We start from the raw sequence: 20,987 nt of genomic DNA, 5'->3' as shown, positions 1-20,987 counted from the left end.
TCTCCCCAGCCCTCTCCCCTAAATGGGAGAGGGAGCTCAGGCCGCAGCCCGAGCGTGGCTCGCCTTAGGCCGAGATCGGCGAACGCCAGTCGTCGGAGCCGGAGGTGCCGGACACTTCGTGGGTCCAGATGATCTTGCGGTAGGTGAAGTAGACGTCTTCCAGGTGAGTGAAGTGGGCCATGTTCGGGTCCTGGCAGTTGGGCATGCGCGACTGCACGTCGACGATCACGGCGTCTTCCAGTTCGATGGTGAAGTAGTGCTCCTGGGTACCGGTGGAGGAGGTGCGGTACCACTCCAGGCGGCACTTGCTCAGGCGTTCGCCGGAGGTCAGCGAGTTGAAGATCAGCGGCGAGGCCTTGTCGAACACCTTGGTGATCATCAGCGGCTTGTGCACGCGCTGGCCGGTCGGCTGGCCGGACTGCGGGTCGCGCGGGATGATCACCTGGTGGCTGAACGCCTGCACCAGGATCTGGTCCTCGTGGCCTTCCTGGAAGATGTTGCCGACCGAGTCCTCGGTGAAGGTGCCGGCGGTGATCAGGCCTTGCTTGGTGCCTTCGAGGGACAGGTACGCGGGTGTTGGCATGGTGCTCTCCTTTGCATTGAGACGAGGACCGGGAATGGTCCGGGCGGCAGACTCAGTACAAGGGGCGTGCCAGGGGCGCGCAGGCCAGTAACGGCGGGGGTTCTGGGCATGTTGCCCAAGGCCTGCCTGCCCGTCTGTGCGCTGGGTCACCAAAGTCTGTGCAACAACTGGCGCAGGGCTGTGCAGGGGTTTGCGCAGAGGGGCTAGCCCGCGAAGAGTGGGGCCTGCAGCGCCGCCAGGAGTGAGGTGTGCGCAGAAAATTGCGCAGAGCAGGGCGCGGGCTGCTTCCTCTCGTTCTAGGTGGGGTTTCCCGGATTTCATCCGGGCTACAGGAGCCCTCCCTCTCCCCGGCCCTCTCCCATAAATGGGAGAGGGGGAGGTCCATGGCGAGTTAAGAGGACGAGCAGGCGTAGGGCGAGTGAGCGCGCGTCAGGCCAGGCCCGATCCGCATCAGGACGAACAGCTGATTTCCAGGTGCTTGCCCCATTCCGGTGGGCGCTCGGTGTAGCGCTGCATGCCGGGCTGTTCCGTGAAGGGCTGCGAGAGCACGGCGTGCAGTTCGCGCACCGGGGCGTAGTCGCCCTGTTCGGCGGCGCTGATGGCGTTCTGCGCCAGGTAGTTGCGCAGCACATAGAGTGGATTGACCGCGTGCATGCGCGCCTGGCGCTCCTGCTGCGTACCGCCTTCCTGGGCAACGCGCGCCAGGTAGTCGTGGCCCCACTGGTCAAAACCGGCGAGGTCGACGAACTCCTCGCGCAGCTGCAGCAGCGCGTCGTTTGCCGCCCGTTCGCCGAGGCGGCGGAAGAACAGCGAGTAATCCACCGCGCTGCCCTGCATCAGTTCCAGCAGGCGCTCGACCAGCGCCGCATCGCGCTCATCCGCCGTGGTCAGGCCCAGGCGGCGGCGCATCAGGTCGAGGTGGTGGGCCTGGTAGAGCGGCAGGAACAGACCCAGCGTCTCGCGCAGCTGCTCGACCGGGACGAAGGGCGTCAGCGCCTGGGCCAGGGCAGCCAGGTTCCAGTGGGCGATGGGCACCTGGTTGGTGAAGCTGTAGCGGCCGCTGTCGTCGGAGTGGTTGCAGACATGTCGGGCGTCGAAGTCGTCGAGGAAGGCGTAGGGGCCGTAGTCGAAGGTGATGCCGAGGATCGACATGTTGTCGCTGTTCATCACCCCGTGGCAGAAGCCATAGGCCTGCCATTTGGCGATGAGCTCGGCATTGCGCTCGACGATCTCGCGGAACATCGCCGCCCAGGGGTTCTCCGCCGCCAGGCAGTCGGCGAAGTGGCAGGCCAGCACGTGCTCGCCCAGCTCCCTCAGCCGTTCGTGCTGGTTGCTGTAGTAGAAGTATTCGAAGTGGCCGAAGCGTACGTGGCTCGGTGCCAGGCGCAGCAGCATGGCGCCGCTCTCCTGGCGTTCGCGCCACACCGGGGTGCTGGAGCCGGTGACGCACAGGGCGCGTGAGGTCGGGATGCCCAGCGCATGCAGGTACTCGCTGGCGAGGAACTCGCGGATCGACGAGCGCAGCACCGCACGGCCATCGCCCATGCGCGAGTAGGGCGTCTGCCCGGCGCCTTTGAGGTGCAGGTCCCAGTGCTCGCCGGCGGTGTTGACCACCTCGCCCAGCAGCAGGCCGCGGCCGTCGCCCAGGCGCGGGTTGTAGACGCCGAACTGGTGCCCGGCATAGACCATGGCGCGCGGCTCGGCTTCGCTCCACAGCTTGTGCCCGGAGAACAGCTGGGCGAACAGCTCGCTGTCGGCCTCGGCCGGATCGAGGTCGAGCAGGGCCATGGCGGCCGGGCTCGCTACCACCAGGCGCGGCTCGTCCAGCGGTTCGGGCAGCACGGCCGTGGAGAAGGCTTCGCCCAGGCGGGCGAAGCGGTTATCGAAGACGAGGTCGGCGAGGGCTTTCAACGGCAGGCTCCAACGAAAAAGCCCGAGCATTGTGCTCGGGCTTGTCGTGGGGCGTCCAGCGGACCTTATGCCTCGGGCGCGGCCGTGCCGCTGTCCTTGTCGCTCGGCTGCGGCTTGCCGGGGATCAGGTGGTACTCGCCGCCTTCGAGGTTCTTCACATGGACGTCGAGCTGGCGGAAAGAAATGTCGATACCGTTCTTCTTGAACTCGCGGTCGATGAAGCGGTTGATCTCGTCGGTGGCCGGGTTGCGGTCGCCGAGGTCACGCACATGGATGCGCAGTTCATGGTTCAGCGTGCTTTCGCCGAAGCTCAGGAAGTACACCAGCGGCTCCGGTTCGCGCAGCACCCGCGGGTTCTCCTTGGCTGCCTGCAGCAGCAGCTTGCGCACCAGCTCCAGGTCCGAACCGTAGCCGACGCCGATCTGCAGGGTGACGCGGGTGACGGTATCGGTCAGCGACCAGTTCACCAGTTGGCCGGTGATGAAGGTCTTGTTCGGAACGATGATTTCCTTGCGGTCGAAATCGGTGATGGTGGTGGCGCGGATGCGGATGCGGCTGACCGTGCCGGACAGGTTGCCGATGGTCACCACATCGCCGATGCGCACCGGGCGTTCGAACAGGATGATCAGGCCGGAGATGAAGTTGGCGAAGATCTCCTGCATGCCGAAACCGATGCCCACCGAGAGCGCCGCGACCAGCCACTGCAGCTTGTCCCAGCTGACGCCGAGGGCGCCCAGCGTGGCGACGAAGCCGGCGCCGCTGATCACGTAGGTCAGCAGGGTCGTGGTGGCGTAGGCGCTGCCCTGTGCCAGTTTCAGGCGCGACAGCACCAGCACTTCGAGCAGGCCGGGCAGGTTGCTGGCCAGGGCGATGGTCAGGCCGAGGATGATCAGGCTGCCGAGCAGGTCGAGCAGGCTGATCGGCATCAGGGTGGCGGCGTCGCCGGTGCCGCTGCTGTATTCGTAGAGGGTGATGTTGTCCAGGTAGGTGAACACCGTGATCAGGTCGGCCCAGACCCAGTACAGACAGGCGACGAAGCCGCCGATCAGCGCCAGGCGCACCAGGCGCAGGGACTGCTGGTTGACCTGCTCGATGTCCAGGGTCGGCTCTTCCACCACCGGCTCGCCTTCCGGGCCTTCCTTGGGCTGCGCCTGGCGCTTGGCCAGGGCGCGAGCATAGGCCAGGCGCCGGGCGGCGACGGCCAGGCCACGCTCGAAGGCGGCTTCCAGCACCAGCCAGAGAATCAGCAGGTAGAGGGTATCGATCAGTCGATCGGTGAGTTTGAGCGCCGTGTAGTAGTAACCGAAGCACACGGCGACGAACAGGCCGATGGGCAGGGCCGTGAAGCTCAGGCCGATCAGCAGGCGGAACGGCGAGCTGTTCTCGCGCATCGGCCCGGCCAGCAGCAGGCGGCTGAGCAGCCAGGCCATCAGGGCGAAACCGCTGAGCACCACGAAGATGCCGATCACGTCCTCGGCGAGCACCGCCGGTTGGTGTTCGGCGACCGTCACCACGGCCACCAGCGCCAGCACCACCAGGCCCAGGCGGCGCACCTGGGTGCGCAGATAGGTGACCCGCGAGCGCGGCCAGCGGAAGTGCAGCTCGCCGACGCCGCTTGGGGCGAGGATGCGGTAGAGGGTGTAGAACAGCAGCCAGGCCTGGGCCATTTCCAGCAGGGCACTGCCGAGGGTGGCGTTCTGTCCGCGGGCGTCGATCAACAGCGCGACGCCGGCCAGGCCGAGCAGCAGGGTCACCGGCAGCGCCAACAGCAGGTTGACCAGGATCGCCAGGGGCGTATGCAGCTGGCTGTCGCGTTTGTAGTGGCCGATGTCCTCGTGCAGTTGCTGCAACTTGGCGAACAGCCAGCCGCGGCGCCAGACCAACGCGCCGATCAGCAGCAGCAAGGGGATGAACAGCCAGGGACGATCGACCAGGCCGGCGCCCAGCTCGCGTATGCCCGAGCCCCAGGGCATGGCGGCCAGCTGGCGTTCAAGCAGCGTCGGCATCTGCTGCAGCCAGGCCAGGTCCAGCGGTTTGTTGCTGGGAATCCAGAACATCTGCTCTTCGAGGGTGCTGCGCAGGCTCTTGACCATCGCCTGCAACTGCTTCTGATTGAGCTGCAGGGTGATCGACTCGTTGAGCAGCGCATTCAGTTCGCGGTTCATGTGTTCGAGCAGCTGGCTGCGGGTGGTCACCAGCTCCAGCAGGGTCTTGCGCAGCTCGGGGGTGACCTGCTCGGCCGGCTGGCTGGCCAGCAGGCTATCGACGTAGGCATTGAGGTCGCCGAGCTTGTCGCGCTCCTGGTTCAGCTCGAACTGGTAGAGACGGATATCGGCGATCTCGTCGGCCAGCCCGCCGTCGACCTGCAGGCGTGGCAGGGTCTGTTTCTGCTGGTAGAGGATCTTGGCCAGCAGCAGGCTGCCGCGCAGCACGCTGACCTGCTCGTCCAGCGCCTGGTCGGCCTGGCTCACGCTGTCGAGTTGCTGCTTGGTCTCCAGGTTCTGCCGGGTCAGCTGATTGAGGCGCTCGGTGGCGCGCAGCAGGTAGTCGGAAATCTTCAGGTTGGTCGCGCTCTCCTGCGCCAGCAGGCTGTCCGGGGTGGCCTGTTCGGCTTCGCGGGACAGTTCGGCAACGGTCTGTTCCGAGCTTTCGCGGCGCTTGTCGCTGATCAGCGTCTGCAGGTCCAGGCTTTCCTGGTCGAGACGGCGGATGCGTTCCTGCAGCAGCTCGTGGCGGGCGCTGCCGAGGTCCTGCAGTAGGCTGTTGCCGGCCAGTTCCTGGCGGCGCAGTTCGGTCTGTGCCTCGATCGCCGCCAGCTCCGCGTTGAGCTGGTCACGGCGCTCGGCGGAGAGCGGCTTGCCGGCCTCCTTGCCGACCTTGAGCAGGTTGTTGATCTGCAGCGTGCGCGTCTGGTTGCTGCTGATTTCCGCCTGGGCCCGCTCCGGGCGGGTCTGCGCGGTGATCATCAGGCTGCTGGCCTCGGCCAGTTCCTGTTGCCAGTTGCTCAGCTGGGCAGCGCGTTCGCTCAGCAGCTGCTCCAGCTGCGCCACGCTGGACCTGGCATAGCGCTTGGTCACGTCCACCGCCGCGGTGGCCTTGAGGCGGTTCAGCTCGCGCTGGGCCTCGCCGGTCAGGCGCGGGGCATCACGCAGCTGGACCTTGAGCGCCTCCAGCTTCTGCTGGCTGTCGTCGCGGTCGGTCAGAAAGGCCAGGGTCTGTTCCAGGCGGGTCTTCAGTGCGTTGTGCTCGGCCTCCGGCAGGTTGCGGTCGGCCAGGGCGTCGAGGCTCTGTTGCACGGCCTTGGCGGAAGGCGGCTCGGCAGCCGAGACGGGTGCTATGAAGCTGCAGCCAAGCAGCAGTCCGAGAAGGAGAGGGCGCAGGAAAGACATGGTCGCGGCAGCGGCTCGTAGAAAAGAATGGGGCTAATGATATGCCAGGCAGGCGGCCGATGCCGCCAACCAGGGCGCTTTACCGGCGCGTGGTGGCGCTCAGAGGAACAGGCCGGGGCCGGGTTTGCCCTGGCCTTCGGGGAATCTGACGCCGACCTTGCGCACCTTGTTCCCTTCCATCAGGGCCACGGTCCAGGTCAGGCCGTTCCATTCCACCTGGTCGCCGACCACCGGTTGGCCACCGATCTGCTGGGCCATGAAGCGTCCCAGCGCCTGGTTGCCATCCTCCTCGCCGAGCTTGAGGCCGTACAGCGTCGCCACCGGGCCCAGCTGCGCATCGCCTTCCAGCACGAAGTCGCCGAAGAAGCGCAGGTCCAGGCCGCGCTGTGGTGCCTGGCTGAACAGTTTGCCAAGCGCCGGCAGGTCGTGTTCATGACCGACCACGCAGAGGATGTCGCCGGCGTCCAGGGTAGTACTGCCGGATGGGTGCAACAGTTCGGTACCGCGGAACAGTGCCGCCACGCGGGTGCCTTCGGGCATCTTCAGCTCGCGTAGCGGCGCGCCGATGCACCATTTTTCGGCGCCGAGGCGGTAGACGAACAGCTCCCACTGGCTGGTGGGGTGGATCTCCAGGCCGGCCCGGGAGATGGGCGCCGGGTCCGGCGGTACGGTGACCTTAAGCAGGCGAGCGGCCAGCGGCAGGCTGGTGCCCTGCAGCAGCAGCGAGACCAGCACGATGAAGAAGGCCACGTTGAAGAACAGCTGGGCGTTCGGCAGTCCGGCCATCAGCGGGAAGACCGCGAGGATGATCGGCACCGCGCCGCGCAGGCCGACCCAGGCGATGAAGATCTTCTCGCGGTCGTGGAAGGCGCGGAATGGCAGCAGGCCGAGGAAGATCGACAGCGGGCGGGCGAACAGGATCATCCACAGCGCCAGGCCGAGCGCCGGCAGCACGATCGGCAGCAGCTCGTGCGGCGTGACCAGCAGACCGAGCACCAGGAACATGCCGATCTGCGCCAGCCAGGTAAGGCCGTCGAGCATGTGCAGGATGCCGTGGCGCGAGCGGATCGGCTGGTTGCCCAGCAGCAGGCCGCACAGGTAGATGGCGAGGATGCCGCTGCCGCCGACGGCATTGGTGATGGCGAAGATGATCAGGCCGCCGCTGACCACCAGCAATGGATACAGGCCGCCCGCCAGATTCATGCGGTTGACCAGCTGCAGCAGCAGCCAGCCGCCGCCCAGGCCGAACAGCCCGCCGAGGCCGAACTGCTGCAGCAGGTGGACAAGGAAGCTCCAGCTCAGGCCGGCTTCGCCCTTGGCCAGCATGTCGATCAGGGTCACGGTGAGGAACACGGCCATCGGGTCGTTGCTGCCGGACTCGATTTCCAGGGTGGCGCTGACCCGCTCGTTGAGCCCGCGTCCGCCGAGCAGGGAGAACACCGCCGCGGCGTCGGTGGAGCCGACGATGGCGCCGATCAGCAGGCCTTCCAGCCAGTGCAGGTTGAACAGCCAGGCGGCGGCCACGCCGGTCAGCCCCGCGGTGACCAGTACGCCGAGGGTGGCCAGCGACAGCGAAGGCCAAAGCGCCACGCGGAAGCTGGAGACGCGGGTACGCATGCCGCCGTCGAGGAGGATTACCGCCAGCGCCAGGTTGCCCACCAGGTAGGCGGTTGAATAGTCGCTGAAGAGGATGCCGCCGGGGCCATCGACGCCGGCCAGCATGCCGACGGCGAGGAACACCACCAGAATCGGGATGCCGAAGCGCGAGCCAAAGGCGCTGACCAGGATGCTCATGCCCACCAGCAGCGCACCGATCAGAAACAGGCTGTTGATGGCGCTGGCGTCCAAGGCGTACTCCGGGTGGGGGAAAGGGGTGGATGGCATCTGGCTATGCAGATGGCATGCCGGATTCTAACCATTGCCTTCGCTGCCCTGTCAAAGAAAAACGCCCCGCATGTGCGGGGCGTTCTTCGCAGCCAAATCAGAGACTTAGAACCAGGCGTCGTGCATGCCCAGGCAGGTGTCGTCGCGCGCTTCGAGAATATTCAGCTCGTGCTGGCAGCTCGGTACTTCCCAGGTCAGGAAGTAGCGCGCGGCCTGCAGCTTGCCTTTATAGAAGTCGGCATCGGCGGGGTTGCCGTTAGCCAGGCCTTCCTCGGCGCGGATCGCCTGTTCCAGCCAGCGCCAGCCGATCACCGCGTGGCCGAAGGCCTTGAGGTACAGCGCAGAGTTGGCCAGGCCCTGGTTGACCTTGCCGGCCAGCAGGTCGCCGAGCAGGGCCAGGGTCACGCCACCGAGGCGTTGCACCAGCTGCTCCAGCGGCTGGCGCAGGCGGTCCAGCGAATCGAACTGGCTGGCGCGCTGGCAGGTGGCCTGGATCAGCGCCATCAGCTGCTTGAGCGCGGCACCGTTGTTCATCGATACCTTGCGCCCGAGCAGGTCGAGCGACTGGATGCCGTGGGTGCCTTCGTGGATCGGGTTGAGGCGGTTGTCGCGGTAGTACTGCTCCACCGGATACTCGCGGGTGTAGCCGTGGCCGCCGAGGATCTGGATGGCCAGCTCGTTGGCCTTGAGGCAGAACTCCGAGGGCCAGGATTTGACGATCGGGGTGAGCAGGTCGAGCAGCTCCAGGGCTTTCCTGCGTTCTTCCTCGGTGGCCAGGGTCTGGGTGTCGTCGAACAGGCGGGCGGCGTACAGGCCGAGGTCGAAGGCGCCCTCGACGTAGGCCTTCTGGGTCAGCAGCATGCGCCGTACGTCGGCATGCTCGATGATGGAAATCTGCGGGCTGGTCGGGTCCTTGCCGTCGGCGTGGCGGCCTTGCGGGCGGTTGCGCGCATAGTCCAGCGAATACAGGTAGCCGGCGTAGCCGAGCATGATCGCGCCCATGCCGACGCCGATGCGCGCCTCGTTCATCATCTGGAACATGTAGGACAGGCCGTGGTGCGGCTTGCCCACCAGGTAGCCGACGCACTCGCCGTTATCGCCGAAGTTCAGCGCGGTGGAGGTGGTGCCGCGCCAGCCCATCTTGTGGAACAGGCCGGCCAGGGTCACGTCGTTGCGTGCGCCCAGGCTGCCGTCGGCGTTGACATGGAACTTGGGCACCAGGAACAGGCTGATGCCCTTCACCCCGGGCGGGGCGTCCGGCAGCTTGGCCAGCACCATGTGCACGATGTTCTCGGAGATCGGCTGGTCGCCGCCGGAGATGAAGATCTTGTTGCCCTTGATCCGGTAGCTGCCGTCGGCGGCGGGCTCGGCCTTGGTGCGGATGTCCGACAGCGAGGAACCGGCATGCGGCTCGGTCAGGCACATGGTGCCGAAGAAGCGCCCGTCTATGATCGGTTGCAGGTAGCGGGCCTTCTGCTCGTCATTGCCGAAGGCTTCGATCAGGTTGGCCACGCCCATGGTCAGCATCGAGTACGAGCTGGTGGCGATGTTGGCCGACTGGAAGTGGGCGAAGCAGGCCTGCGACAGCAGGTTGGGCAGCTGCATGCCGCCGTGTTCGAAGTCGCGCGTGGCGTTGAGGAATCCGGCCTCGTGGAAGGCGCGCAGCGCCGGCTCGACTTCCGGAATCAGCACCGCGGCGCCGTCCACGTACTGTGGCTCGTGTTCGTCGTTCTTGCGGTTGTGCGGGGCGAACAGCTCCTCGGCGATGCCGCGGGCGGTGGCGATGGCCGCGTCGAAGGTCTCGCGGTTGTGCTCGGCGAAGCGCTCGCGCTGGGTCAGGGCTTCGGCGTCGAGCACTTCGTAGAGCTCGAAGGCCAGGTTGCGGGAACTGAGCAGGGACTCGGACATGAAGAGCGTCTCCGGTGGGATCTTTTCGGAGTCTAGAGTTGTGAATAGAGCGCGCCTAGCAAGATTCATCGCCCTGATGCCGGACTAGAAACTGCTCGCGTCCTCCCTTCGAGCTACAATTCGCGCCCCGCTCCAGGTCCTGCTCCAGGTAATGCGCCCATGAACTACCGCCACGCCTTCCATGCCGGCAACCATGCCGACGTGCTCAAGCACCTCGTCATCAGCCGCATCATCGCCCTGCTGTCGCGCAAGGAGGCGCCGCTCGCCTACCTCGACAGCCATGCCGGCGTCGGCCTGTATGACCTGCAGGGCGACCAGGCGACCCGTACCGGCGAGTGGCTGGAAGGCATCGGCCGCCTGTGGGATGCGCCGGACCTGCCCGAAGCCACTGCCGATTATTTCGGCGTGCTGCGCGACCTCAACCCGGACGGTGCACTGCGCTACTACCCGGGCTCGCCCGAGCTGGCGCGCCAACTGACCCGCGAGCAGGACCGCGTGCTGCTTAACGAGAAGCACCCGGAAGACGGCCAGCTGCTCAAGGACAACATGAAGGGTGACCGCCGCGTGGCCGTGCACCTGGGCGAAGGCTGGCACGTGCCGCGCGCCTTGCTGCCGGTGGCGGAGAAACGCGCGCTGCTGCTGATCGACCCGCCGTTCGAAAAGGCCGACGAGCTGGAGCGTTGCGTTACTGCGCTGGACGAGGCCATCGGGCGCATGCGCCAGACGGTGGTGGCGATCTGGTACCCGATCAAGGACGAGCGCCAGCTCAAGCGTTTCTACCAGGCGTTGGGCAAATCCAGCGCGCCCAAGCTGCTGCGCGCCGAGCTGTTCGTCCATCCGGCGGACGACGCCAGCCGCCTGGCCGGTTCCGGCCTGGCCATCGCCAACGCGCCCTGGGGCCTGGAAGACGAACTCAAGCAGCTGTTGCCCTGGCTGGCCAGCATGCTGGCGCAGAGCCAGGGCGACTTCCGCCTGGACTGGCTGATCGCCGACTGAACCCGCAGCGGTTGCGGCGGATGGCTCGTTCGGCGGCGCCGATGACATCCTTGCCGATCTGCTCTTCGAACTGCTGCCATACCGGGCGCATGGCTTCGCGCCAGGCATCGCGCGTGGCGGCGTCGAGGTTGGTCAGCTGGGCCTTGCCGCCGGCCAGCAGGCGTTCACGGTCCGCCTGATTCTGTTGCTCGGCGGCGCGGTTCACCTCGAAGGTCACCTCGTCGATGATGCTTTCCAGCTCCGTGCGCGTCTCATGGGGAATGGAGAACCAGAAGCGGCTGTTGGTCACCAGCATATAGTTGAGTGAGCCGTGGTAGGTCTTGGTGATGTACGGCAGCTGTTCCACATAGCTCTGGCTGTGGATGTTCGACCAGGTGTTTTCCGTGCCCTGGATGGTGCCGGCGCGCAGCGCATTCGGGGTATCCGCGAAGGGCATGCCGACGGCTTTGGCGCCCAGCCTGGCGAACTGGCTTTCGATCACCGGCGAGGGCTGGATGCGGAAGCTCAGGCCCGCGGCATCGCTGGGCTGCTGCAGGGCGCGGGTGGCCGCCAGCTGCTTCATGCCGTTTTGCCAGTAGGCCAGGCCGGTGATGCCTTGCTGCACCATGGCGCTGAGCAGTTGGCGACCCTTGGGGCTCTTCTGGAAGCGGCTGACGGCTTCCTCGTCGTCGAACAGGAACGGCAGGTCGAACACCTGCAGCTTGGGCGTGTAGGGGCTGAACTTGGCCAGTGAGGGCGCGAGCATCTGCACCTTGTCGTCGAGCAATGCCTGCATCTCGTCGCTGTCGTTGAACAGGCTGGCATTGGGGTAGATCTTGACCTGCACGCGGCCGGCCAGGCGTTCTTCCACCTTCTGCTTGAACAGCAGGGCGCCCTGGCCTTTCGGGGTGTCCTCGGCCACGACATGGGAGAACTTGATCAGGAAGGTCTTTTCCTCGGCGAAGCTCGCAGTGGTGAAACAGCGCAGCAGGGCTCAGAGGCCTGAAAGGGTCTTGTTCATGATCAGCCTGTAATTGTGCGTATGGACGTCATTGCCGGCGCCGCTGAAACAGCGGGCGGCAAACTACAGCATAGGTGCCTATACGGCAGCTTTCGCTTGTCGGAGCTGTGACGAATGACGCGTGGCACGAGTTGCCGGCGCTCAGTCGTGGGGCGCGCTGTTGCGCTTCAGCTGCGTGGCCAGCTCTGCCAGCGCCTGCTGGTGCTGATGCAGTTCGTTCAGCGGGTTGTGTGGAACAGCGGCTAAGGCTTGCGGCAGTTCTGCCTGCAGCTCGTGCAGCAGGCCCAGGGTTTGTGCGGCCGCCTCGCGGCTGCTGGCCTGCTGCTGCGCCAGCGTCTGCAGCAGGGTTTCGATCAGCTGTTGGGGGGCGTCCGCGTCATCCTGCATCTGCGGGGTGGCCTGAGTGGTCGCCTGTTGCAGGGCGTCGAGCATGTTCGCCAGTGTGCTGCGGATGGTCTGGGAGAACTCGGTCGAGCGGTTGGACAGCGCCCGGACTTCGTCGGCCACCACGGCGAAACCGCGGCCCGTGTCGCCGGCCCGTGCTGCTTCGATGGCGGCATTGAGTGCCAGCAGGTTGGTCTGCTTGGCAATCGAGTCCATGTCGTCGGTGGCGCGCATGATGGTCTGCACCAGTTCGGAGACCACCTGCAGCCGCTCGCCCTGTGTGGCGGCCTGCTGCTCGCCGCGCTGCTGCCCGGCGCTCAGCGTGCGCATGGCCTGCTGAATCTGTTGCATGGCCTCTGCGCTGTCCTGCTGCTGTATCGGCAACAGCGCCGCATGCACCTGCTCGCTGTGCTGGCCGATCCGCTCATGCTGCTGTTGCCAGTGTCGCTGCTGGCTGTCCGCCAGGGCCGCCCACTGCGCCTCAAGCGCCTCCAGCAACTGCCGTTGCTGCTCGCTCAATGTGTCCAGTTGCGCAGCCAGCGGCGCCGCCCAGGTGGGTGTCACAGGCGGGTTCGAGCGCGGCTGCATCAGCGCGCGCCAGTGGGTGGCGGTGGCCAGTGCCGGCAACAGGCCGAGGTTCAGGCACAGGCCACAGAATAGGCAGATCCACAGCGGCAGCCCGCCCCAGGCGCCCAGCCCCACCAGCACCCAGGGCAGCAGCTGCAGGGCAGCAGCTGCAGGGCAATGGCGGCCGGGCTGAAGGCTCTGGGCGGAATCTCGTGCAGGTCGGAAAAACGCAGCTGATGCATGGTGGCCGTATCTACTTCGGGTGGGCGCATCTGAGTTTAGGCGGGCCGCGTGCGGCCGGCTATTTTCCGCGCTGGCGCGGGTCGACGTAATAGGTGAGCTGTTGCCGCGGATTGAGGTATTCCAGGGCCTCTTCTGGCAGCTGCGCGGGGCGCAGGCTGCGGGCGATGGCCAGCTTCGGTTCCTGCTCGAGGTTGACGATCAGCGCTTCGGCCTTGGGGATGCTGGGTTCGTAGACGATCAGCGTGGGCCGCAACGGCAGGCTCGGGTGCATGCCCAGGACCAGGGCGTAACGTTCGTCTTCCAGTTGCACCAGGCTGCCGGGCGGGTAGATGCCCATGCTGCGGATGAAGGTCTTCAGCGCCACCTCGTCGTAGCGCTCGCGCTGCTGCTTGAACATCAGGGCCAGGGCTTCGTGCGGGCTGAGTGCCTGGCGCGGGTCGAGCGGGTTGCACAGGTCGTCGAACGCGTTGACCAGGCTCACCACCCGGCTCAGGCGGCCGATAGCGGCCTCGCGCAGGCCCTTCGGGTAGCCGCTGCCGTCGCAGTATTCGTGGTGCTCCTGGATGATCCGCAGCACTTCGTCGTCGAGCATCAGCTCCTGGCCGTGGCGCACGCCGAACTCGCAGTGCAGCTGCAGCAGCTGTTGCTCCGGGCGGTTCAGCGGCTCGCTCTTGAGCAGCACCTTGCTGGGAATCTGCAGCTTGCCGATGTCGTGCAGCAGGGCGCCCAGGCCCAGGCTGTGGCAGGCCTCGGCATCGAAGCCGAGCTGGCGGCCGAGCATCACCGACAGCACGGTGACGTTGAGCGGATGCAGATAGGCGTCCTCGGCGGCCTTGCCGTTGATGCTGTGCAGGGCCGCGCCGTCCTCGCCGCTGAGGGCGCTGACCAGTTCGCGCACCACTTCGCCGGCCTGCTTGATGGCCTCTTCCGGCTGGCTGCGCAGGGTCTGGTTGAGTGACTTGACCCGCTGGCTGGCCTGTATGAAGGTGCGGTCCACTTCCGCCAGGCGCTTGCGCAGGGCGCCCAGTTTGGCGGCGCGGGCCTGGCGAGCCTGCTCCTCGGGATCGGGGGCGGGTGCCTCGGCTGCGGCGGGTGGGGTGTCGGTGGGCAGCGGCAAGGGCGGACAGTCGCTGCGCGCCGGATCGTAGCGCAGCTGCTTGAGGCCGAGGGCACGCAGGGCCTGGATCTGGCCTTCGTCCTTGATCTTGAAGTGGCTGAAGGCGAAGTCGTGCTCCCACCAGCTCAGGTCAAGGTGGATGTAGAGGCCCACGCAGAGCTGGTCGGGCGAAATATGCAGGGTGCTGGCGGACATGCCGGGCTCGCGGGGTGCTGGCTTTTTGCTGGCAGTCTAGCGCTTCGCCATGCGTCTGGCAGCCCTGTCAGTCGGCGTCCAGTGCCGCCTGCACTTCCGCCGCCCAGGCCAGCCAGGACTGTTCGCCGAGAATGCCGCGGCGCAGGGTCAGGTAGGGCAGGCGCAGGGCCTGGCGCTGGTCGGCGGGCAGGGCCTGGTAGTCGCGCTCGATGGCCAGCAGGCTGTCAAGGGTCTTGCGGTGCACGGCCACGTGCCGCTGCATCTCCTCGCGCAGGTTGGCGGCCGAGGTGTGCGCGCCGCCGAACAGCTTCACCAGCAGCGCATCGTTGATCTTGTTCGGCTGCACCGGCTCGCCCAGCCAGCGCAGCAGCTCGGCGTGGCCGCTGGGGGTGAGGCGGTAGACCTTCTTGTCCGGGCGGGTTTCCTGCGCCTGCGCCTGGCAATCCAGCCAGCCGGCTTCGCTGAGCTTCTTCAGCTCCTGGTAGACCTGCTGATGCTTGGCGTTCCAGAAGTAGCCGAGGCCCTCCTTGAAGCGCTTGAGCAGGTCGTAGCCGCTGCCCGGCTCGCTTTCCAGGAGGATGAGGATGGCGTGCTTGAGCGACATGGACGAACTCGGCGAGGGCAGTGCGCCGCAGTATACGGATTATGCAAAGAGTTGCAGGGGCGCGATTCGCTGCTAGTATGCAAAAACTTGCATAACAACAATGACGCAGGAACTCCCCATGAAACGCACCGGTACCCGCTTCCGCCCGCGCCTGGCGGCCAATCATTACGACGCCATCGTCATCGGCTCCGGTATCGGCGGCCTCACCACCGCCGCCCTGCTGAGCAAGCTGGGCAAGCGCGTGTGCGTGCTTGAACAGCACTACACGGCCGGCGGCTATACCCACAGCTACGAGCGCGAAGGCTATGAATGGGATGTGGGCGTGCATTACATCGGCGAGGTGCACAAACCCTGGTCGATGATCCGCCGGGTGTTCGACGTGATCAGCGACGGCAGGCTGGAGTGGGCGCCGATGGATGCGCACTACGACCGCATCGTGATTGGCGAGCAGAGCTACGACTACGTGGCTGGTCGCGACGAGTTCAAGGCCGAGATGAAGCGCCATTTCCCCGCCGAGGCGGTGGCCATCGACCGCTATGTCGAGCTGCTCAGCGAGGTCAGTGCACGGGTGCCGCGCTTCTTCGCCGGCCAGGCCCTGCCGCGCTCGCTTGGCATGCTCTACGCCAGGCTGCGCCGCCTGTGGCTGCCGGCCTATTTCTTCAAGAGCACCCGCGAGGTGCTGGAAGGTCTGACCAGCAACCAGGAGCTGATCGGCGTGCTCACCGCCCAGTGGGGCGACTATGGCCTGCCGCCGGCGCAGGCGGCCTTCGTCATGCATGCGATGGTGGCCAAGCACTACATCACCGGTGGCAACTACCCGGTGGGCGGCGCGATCAGGATTTCCGAGACCATCATCCCGCTGATCGAGGCGGCGGGCGGCAACGTCTTCACCTATGCCGGCGTGGACAAGATCCTGGTGGAGGACGGCCGCGCCGTGGGCGTGCGCCTGCACAAGGACGGTTTCGAGATTCGCGCGCCGCAGATCGTCAGCTGCGCCGGCCTGGTGCCGACTTACACCCGCCTGCTGGAGCCGCAGGTGGCCGAGGCGCATGGGCTGCTGGCACCGCTCAAGCAGGTCGAGCTGTCCGCCGCTACCCTGTGCCTGTACGCCGGCTTCAAGGGCAGCGCTGCCGAGCTGGGCCTGCCGAAGACCAACTACTGGGTCTACCCGACCCATGACCACGACCACAACGTCAGCAGCTTCGAGAGTGGGCAGAACCCGGCGATGCCGCTGATCTACATCAGTTTCCCCTCGGCCAAGGACCCCAGCTGGGACGCCCACTATCCGCACAAGGCGACGGTGGAGATCGTCGCGCCGACCCTGCCGCAGTGGTTCGCGCCCTGGAAGGGCAGTACCTGGGGCAAGCGCGGCGCCGACTACGAGGCATTCAAGGCGCAGCTCACCGAGCAGCTGCTGGAGACCCTCTACCGCCATCAGCCGCAGCTGCGCGGCGCGCTGGATTTCTGCGAGCTGGCCACGCCGCTGTCCACCGAGTGGTTCCAGTGGAACGAGCAGGGCGAGATCTACGGCATCGACCACACGGTACAGCGCTTCGATCAGCACTGGATCCACAGCCAGACGCCGATCAAGGGCCTCTACCTGACCGGTGCCGACACCGTTACCGCCGGCGTCGGCGGCGCGCTGATGGCCGGCGTGCTGACGGCCACGCGCATGCTGGGTTGGCGGGGCTACAAGGTGGGCAAGTTGCTGAAGGATTGGAAGCCTGTCGCGCAGGCAGGTGGTACGGTGGAGGTCGCCGGCTAGAGGGTTGGCCTCAGACCATCACGTCGATGCGGTTGCCCAGATTTGCCGGATTGCTTGAGGGTGCGCTGGGGGCCACGGCCTGCATCAGGTTGGCTGTGCTGGCAGCCTGCAGCTCCAGGGTCTTGCGCAGCAGCATCAGTGAGGCCAGAGCCGACGCCTGGGCGGCGGCCTGGCTGGAGATCTGCCGGGGGCTGAGTTCCATGACCGGGCTCCTTGAGTTTCTTCAGCCTGGCAGGCACACCCCGGTGCCGCCGAGGCCGCAATAACCGCCGGGATTCTTCGCCAGGTACTGCTGGTGATAAGCCTCAGCGTAGTAGAAGGGCGGGGCTGCGGCGATCTCGGTGGTGATGGCGCCGAAACCGGCCTTCTCCAGTTCCAGCTGGAACTGTGCCTGGCTGGCCTGGGCGGCCTGCAGCTGAGCGTCATCCATGCAGTAGATGGCCGAGCGGTACTGGGTGCCGATATCGTTACCCTGGCGCATGCCCTGGGTCGGGTTGTGCGCTTCCCAGAAGACTTTCAGCAGTTGCTCGTAGGAGGTTTGCTGCGGGTCGAACACCACCAGCACCACCTCGGTATGGCCAGTCAGGCCGGAGCAGACTTCCTCATAGGTCGGGTTGGCTGTATGGCCGCCGGCATAGCCGACGGCGGTGCTCCACACGCCCGGCTGCTGCCAGAAGCGCCGCTCGGCACCCCAGAAGCAGCCGAGGGCGAACACGGCCTGCTGCAGGTCGGTGGGGAAGGGGCCCTGCAGCGGGTTGCCGTTGACATAATGGGCGGCAGGCACCGCCATGCGCGCGGCGCGGCCCGGCAGGGCCTGCTCGGCGCTGGGCAGTTCGAGCTTATGGGCGAGGATTTGCGAGCGCAGGACCATGATCTGTTCCTCGTGGTGGCGGTGAGGGTGGGAGATAGCTTACCCCTTTGGGGTTATCGGTAGACGCCGAAACTGAGTGCCTATTACAGCGCCCTCACCCCCTTCCCTCTCCCGGTGGCAGAGGGAAGGGTCAGGCCTTGCGGCAGGGATAGCGGCGCAGGCTGCCCACCAGGTCGCGGCCAGGGATCGGCCGGTCGAACAGGTAACCCTGGCCGACATCGCACTGCTGGCGACGGAGGAAGCCGAGCTGGGCGGCGGTCTCGATGCCTTCGGCGACCACCTTGAGCTTGAGGTTGTGGGCCATGGCGATCACCGCCGAGGTGATCTCCATGTCGTCCTCGTTCTCGGGGATGTCCTTGATGAAGCTGCGGTCGATCTTGATCACGTCGATCGGGAACTTCTTCAGGTAGCTCAGCGAGGAGTAGCCGGTGCCGAAATCGTCCATCGCCAGGGTCAGGCCGAGGGCCTTGAGGCGTGCCACCTGCTGACGGGTGTCGGCGTTGCCCTCCAGCAGCAGGCTTTCGGTTAGCTCCACTTCCAGCAGGTGGGCGGGCAGCTGCTCCTCGGCGAGAATGGTGGCAATCGAACCGACCAGGTCAGGGTCGGTGAACTGCTTGGCCGAGAGGTTGATCGCTACCTGGATCTGCCCCATGCCGAGTGCGGCCAGCTCCAGGCTGGCGCGACAGGCCTGGCGCACCACCCATTTGCCGATGGGGATGATCAGGCCGGTTTCCTCGGCCACGCTGATGAACTGCTCGGGGCTGATCATGCCCTTTTCCGGGTGGTGCCAGCGCAGCAGCGCCTCCAGCCCTACCAGTTGGCCGCTCTTCAGGCACAGCTTGGGCTGGTAGTAGACCTCCAGCTCGTTCTGGGTCAGGGCGCGGCGCAGGTTGTTCTCGACGAACAGCTTGTAGTTGGCCTCTTCGTTGAGCGCCTCGTTAAACAGCTGGACCTGATGCTTGCCGTTGGCCTTGGCCTTGTGCAGAGCCAGGCCCGCGTGCTTCATCAGTACGTGCGGGTCGTCGCCGTGGCGCGGCGCGCAGGCCAGGCCGACCGAGCCGGTGATGCTGATCAGCTGGTTGTCGACGAACAGCGGCTTGTCCAGGGTCGACAGCAGCTCCTGGGCCAGCTTGAGGCCGGCCTGCTCTTCGGCACCGTCCAGCAGCACGGCGAACTCGTTGCTGGCGAAGCGCGCCAGGCTGGTGTTCTGCCCGAGGCTGTTGCGCAGGCGCCGGGCCAGGTTGGCCAGCAGCTTGTCGCCGGTCTGGTGGCCGAGGCTGTCGTTGATCCGCTTGAAGTTGTCGATGTCCACCAGCAGCAGGCTGAAGGCCTGACTATCGCGGCGGGCGAAGCGCTCCTCCAGGCAGCGGATGAAGTAGGGGCGGTTGCCCAGGCCGGTGAGGTTGTCACTGTAGGCCAGGCGCTCGATGCGCTGCTGGGCCAGCTTGCTCTGGGTGATGTCTTCGTAGATGCCGATGTAGTGGGTCAGCTCGCCGTCGTCGTTGTACACCTTGGAGATCGACAGCTGGCCCCAGTACGGTTCCAAGTTCTTGCGCCGGCTGCGGAATTCGCCCTGCCAGCTGTTGCGCTCGGCCAGCCCGGTTTGGGCGTCGAACAGCAGATCGCCGAGGTTCTCCAGGGCCGGCAGCTGGGAGATGCGCCGGCCCTGCACTTCCTCGGCGCCGTACTGGGTGATGGCGGTGAAGCTCGGGTTGACGTACTGCACCAGGCCGTCGCGGTCGAACAGCAGGAAGGCGCTGGCGCTCTGCTCCACGGCGCGCTGGAACAGGAACAATGCGCTGGTGGCGTCGCGCCTTTGCTGGTTGCTCATGACCTGGGCGAACTGGTCGGCCAGTTCGCCGGCGAAGGCGATCTCGTCGGCCTGCCAGGTGCGCGCCGGGCCGATGTGCTCCAGGCACAGCACCGCGACCACTTCACCGCCGAGGCGGATGCTGGCATCGAGCAGTGTGCTGATGCCCAGCGGCTTGAGGTAGCTGCGCGCCAGTTCGCTGGTACGCGGGTCGCGCTGGGCGTTGTGCGCGTCGATGGCGCGACCGCTGTGCAGCGCTTCCAGGTAGCGCGGGAACCGACTGGCATCCATGGGCGCCGGCAGCTCGTGGCGGTCGATGTCGCGGCGGTACATGGCCACCGGTTCCAGATGATCGCCGATCAGGTGCCAGATGCTGGCGCGGGCCACGTCGTAGGTTTCGCAGGCCGCCTGGGTAATCAGCTCGGCGGCTTCCTTGAGCGGGTCCAGCGCGCTGTAGCGATGCCGCGCCAGGCGTACGATCAGACTCTGCTGGGCGCGCGAGCGGATCAGGTGCTGCAGATGTTCTTCCTGGGCGTGCTGGTACAGCTCCAGCGAGGTCTGCAGTTTGCTGTTCTGTTCTTCCAGCTCCAGCAGGCGCTGCTCGGCCAGGTTTCCGCCGGCCTCGGCGGTGACCAGCAGATAGCCGCGCAGCAAAAAGCGCCCGCGCTGCTGGAAGCTTTCGCCGATCTCCAGCAGGTGCAGGGCGCCGTTGGGCGTGTGCAGGCGATAGCGCACCGAATAGTGCTGGGTGCTGGCCAGCTGGCGCTGGATGTCGTCGTGCAGCTGATAGCGCGCTTCGGGCTCCATCAGGCTGGCATAGGGGCAGTCGAGCAGGGCGCAGAGTTCGCCGGCGCTGACGCCAAGCTGGCGCTCGCAGGCCGGGTCGAGGAACAGCAGACTCCAGCTGGGCTCGTTGAGACGTTCGAAGCGCAACATGCCCAGGCGTGACGGTACAGGCAACTGCGTCACAACCTCGGCCGCCGAACGGCTGGCGGCATCGGGATGGCTTTTCATCGAACCACGGGCTTCCAGTATGCTGCCGCTGAGGGCAGGCTAAGGGCTGCTACATCTACCAACGTCGACCAAGGGTGCATCATGCGGCAGGGACTGACAAGAAGACTGAGCGGGTTGTTGCTGATGCTGAGCCTGGGCGCCGGAGCCCCGGCGCAGGCCAGCGAGGCCCAGCTGAGCGGTGAGGAGCAGGCGCGTTACCTGGCTGAGCTCAAACGCCTGTATCTGACCAAGGACGAGCGCAAGGCGCTGCTGGCGCACAGCAATGCGCTGCTCGATACCTATGCGCTGCGCGCCGGCTACCAGCTGGGCAAGGCGCCGGCACAGCGCAGCGACCTGCGCTACCAGCTGAGCGTCTCGGGCCCCGGCGAACTGCTGGTGCGCCAGGAGACCCGCGCCGAACAGACCAACAACCTGGCGGTGAGCAACCAGCGCCTGTCGGTGTTCGGCCTCGATCCCTATATCCACTACGACTGCCCGACCAGTGGCATCACCTGCGTACTCAACAACCCGGCCGACGGCAGCCCCTGGATCACCGTGCTGCGCGACCATCAGGGCGCGGCCGACCTGGCCAAGGCGATCAGCTTCCTGATCCGCAACCTGCAGCGCAACTGAGCGGCGGGCTGGCACGGCAGAGCCCCGCCACGGCAGTAATGTTGTTCACAGAGGCCATGACTTGCGCGATCCAGTCCCCTCTCCCCAGCGGGGAGAGGGTTAGGGAGAGGGGGGCAGCCGCTTCGCAGCGCGTT

At 66.3% G+C, this 20,987-nt stretch carries 15 protein-coding genes; 3 read left to right on the top strand and 12 right to left on the bottom strand.

Annotated features, from left to right (window positions below; all coding sequences use genetic code 11):
• Positions 1–64 precede the first annotated feature (64 nt).
• The 5 genes from PA6_RS19450 to PA6_RS19430 all read right to left on the bottom strand — a co-directional run bounded on the left by PA6_RS19450 (position 65) and on the right by PA6_RS19430 (position 9,675).
• The gene (locus PA6_RS19450) at positions 65–583 is read right to left on the bottom strand and encodes an Hcp family type VI secretion system effector (RefSeq protein WP_021702072.1); all 519 of its coding nucleotides are present in this window, start codon (positions 581–583) and stop codon (positions 65–67) included.
• A gap of 450 nt (positions 584–1,033) precedes the next feature.
• Entirely contained in the window at positions 1,034–2,494 is a 1,461-nt protein-coding gene (selO, locus tag PA6_RS19445; protein ID WP_043217060.1) for a protein adenylyltransferase SelO, read from the bottom strand.
• Positions 2,495–2,559: 65 nt separating this feature from the next.
• Positions 2,560–5,883 (bottom strand): mechanosensitive channel MscK, encoded by a 3,324-nt coding sequence (mscK, locus tag PA6_RS19440; RefSeq protein ID WP_021702683.1) that lies wholly within the window; start codon positions 5,881–5,883, stop codon positions 2,560–2,562.
• A 99-nt stretch (positions 5,884–5,982) separates the two neighbouring features.
• A complete protein-coding gene (locus PA6_RS19435; protein WP_021702682.1) occupies positions 5,983–7,731 on the bottom strand; it encodes a potassium/proton antiporter in 1,749 nt (582 codons plus the stop codon).
• Between the two features lie 141 nt (positions 7,732–7,872).
• Entirely contained in the window at positions 7,873–9,675 is a 1,803-nt protein-coding gene (locus PA6_RS19430; protein ID WP_021702681.1) for an acyl-CoA dehydrogenase, read from the bottom strand.
• Positions 9,676–9,834: 159 nt separating this feature from the next.
• Here PA6_RS19430 and PA6_RS19425 point away from each other — a divergent pair, with 159 nt between their 5' ends.
• Positions 9,835–10,671 carry a 23S rRNA (adenine(2030)-N(6))-methyltransferase RlmJ gene (locus tag PA6_RS19425; protein ID WP_021702680.1) on the top strand — a complete coding sequence of 279 codons (837 nt, stop codon included), beginning with the start codon at positions 9,835–9,837 and terminating at the stop codon, positions 10,669–10,671.
• Here PA6_RS19425 and PA6_RS19420 read toward each other — a convergent pair.
• From PA6_RS19420 to PA6_RS19405, 4 genes are all read right to left on the bottom strand, one after another.
• Complete coding sequence (locus tag PA6_RS19420; RefSeq protein WP_081694024.1) at positions 10,589–11,641, bottom strand: DctP family TRAP transporter solute-binding subunit; 1,053 nt, start codon at positions 11,639–11,641, stop codon at positions 10,589–10,591. The genes PA6_RS19425 and PA6_RS19420 overlap by 83 nt on opposite strands.
• Positions 11,642–11,812: 171 nt before the next feature.
• Positions 11,813–12,385, bottom strand: coding sequence for a methyl-accepting chemotaxis protein (locus PA6_RS24670; RefSeq protein WP_255209943.1), 573 nt, complete (start codon positions 12,383–12,385; stop codon positions 11,813–11,815).
• A 538-nt stretch (positions 12,386–12,923) separates the two neighbouring features.
• Complete coding sequence (locus PA6_RS19410; protein WP_021702677.1) at positions 12,924–14,177, bottom strand: HD-GYP domain-containing protein; 1,254 nt, start codon at positions 14,175–14,177, stop codon at positions 12,924–12,926.
• Positions 14,178–14,244: 67 nt separating this feature from the next.
• Positions 14,245–14,781, bottom strand: a complete 537-nt coding sequence (locus PA6_RS19405) for a PadR family transcriptional regulator (RefSeq protein WP_021702676.1) — start codon at positions 14,779–14,781, stop codon at positions 14,245–14,247.
• A 118-nt stretch (positions 14,782–14,899) separates the two neighbouring features.
• Between PA6_RS19405 and PA6_RS19400 the strand changes: the two genes are divergently transcribed.
• A complete protein-coding gene (locus tag PA6_RS19400) occupies positions 14,900–16,546 on the top strand; it encodes a phytoene desaturase family protein (protein WP_021702675.1) in 1,647 nt (548 codons plus the stop codon).
• Positions 16,547–16,556: 10 nt separating this feature from the next.
• Here the strand turns inward: PA6_RS19400 and PA6_RS19395 are convergent, their stop codons facing one another.
• The 3 genes from PA6_RS19395 to PA6_RS19385 form a co-directional block, all read right to left on the bottom strand.
• Complete coding sequence (locus PA6_RS19395; protein WP_021702674.1) at positions 16,557–16,748, bottom strand: putative motility protein; 192 nt, start codon at positions 16,746–16,748, stop codon at positions 16,557–16,559.
• A 21-nt stretch (positions 16,749–16,769) separates the two neighbouring features.
• Entirely contained in the window at positions 16,770–17,417 is a 648-nt protein-coding gene (msrA, locus tag PA6_RS19390; RefSeq protein ID WP_021702673.1) for a peptide-methionine (S)-S-oxide reductase MsrA, read from the bottom strand.
• A gap of 130 nt (positions 17,418–17,547) precedes the next feature.
• Positions 17,548–20,241 carry a bifunctional diguanylate cyclase/phosphodiesterase gene (locus PA6_RS19385; RefSeq protein ID WP_021702672.1) on the bottom strand — a complete coding sequence of 898 codons (2,694 nt, stop codon included), beginning with the start codon at positions 20,239–20,241 and terminating at the stop codon, positions 17,548–17,550.
• Between the two features lie 81 nt (positions 20,242–20,322).
• Between PA6_RS19385 and PA6_RS19380 the strand changes: the two genes are divergently transcribed.
• The gene (locus tag PA6_RS19380) at positions 20,323–20,853 is read left to right on the top strand and encodes a hypothetical protein (protein WP_052520199.1); all 531 of its coding nucleotides are present in this window, start codon (positions 20,323–20,325) and stop codon (positions 20,851–20,853) included.
• Positions 20,854–20,987: the final 134 nt, after the last annotated feature.

The organism is Aquipseudomonas alcaligenes NBRC 14159 (assembly GCF_000467105.1).
Taxonomy (GTDB): domain Bacteria; phylum Pseudomonadota; class Gammaproteobacteria; order Pseudomonadales; family Pseudomonadaceae; genus Aquipseudomonas; species Aquipseudomonas alcaligenes.
This window is presented reverse-complemented; position numbering and strand designations above follow the sequence as displayed.

Bases quoted from the DNA above. Each gene is read 5' to 3' on its own strand.
- PA6_RS19450 (WP_021702072.1), bottom strand. From the start codon at position 583: ATGCCAACACCCGCGTACCTGTCCCTCGAAGGCACCAAGCAAGGCCTG.
- mscK (WP_021702683.1), bottom strand. From the start codon at position 5,883: ATGTCTTTCCTGCGCCCTCTCCTTCTCGGACTGCTGCTTGGCTGCAGC.
- PA6_RS19430 (WP_021702681.1), bottom strand. From the start codon at position 9,675: ATGTCCGAGTCCCTGCTCAGTTCCCGCAACCTGGCCTTCGAGCTCTAC.
- PA6_RS19425 (WP_021702680.1), top strand. From the start codon at position 9,835: ATGAACTACCGCCACGCCTTCCATGCCGGCAACCATGCCGACGTGCTC.
- PA6_RS24670 (WP_255209943.1), bottom strand. From the start codon at position 12,385: ATGCGCACGCTGAGCGCCGGGCAGCAGCGCGGCGAGCAGCAGGCCGCC.
- PA6_RS19410 (WP_021702677.1), bottom strand. From the start codon at position 14,177: ATGTCCGCCAGCACCCTGCATATTTCGCCCGACCAGCTCTGCGTGGGC.
- PA6_RS19405 (WP_021702676.1), bottom strand. From the start codon at position 14,781: ATGTCGCTCAAGCACGCCATCCTCATCCTCCTGGAAAGCGAGCCGGGC.
- PA6_RS19400 (WP_021702675.1), top strand. From the start codon at position 14,900: ATGAAACGCACCGGTACCCGCTTCCGCCCGCGCCTGGCGGCCAATCAT.
- PA6_RS19395 (WP_021702674.1), bottom strand. From the start codon at position 16,748: ATGGAACTCAGCCCCCGGCAGATCTCCAGCCAGGCCGCCGCCCAGGCG.
- msrA (WP_021702673.1), bottom strand. From the start codon at position 17,417: ATGGTCCTGCGCTCGCAAATCCTCGCCCATAAGCTCGAACTGCCCAGC.
- PA6_RS19385 (WP_021702672.1), bottom strand. From the start codon at position 20,241: ATGAAAAGCCATCCCGATGCCGCCAGCCGTTCGGCGGCCGAGGTTGTG.
- PA6_RS19380 (WP_052520199.1), top strand. From the start codon at position 20,323: ATGCGGCAGGGACTGACAAGAAGACTGAGCGGGTTGTTGCTGATGCTG.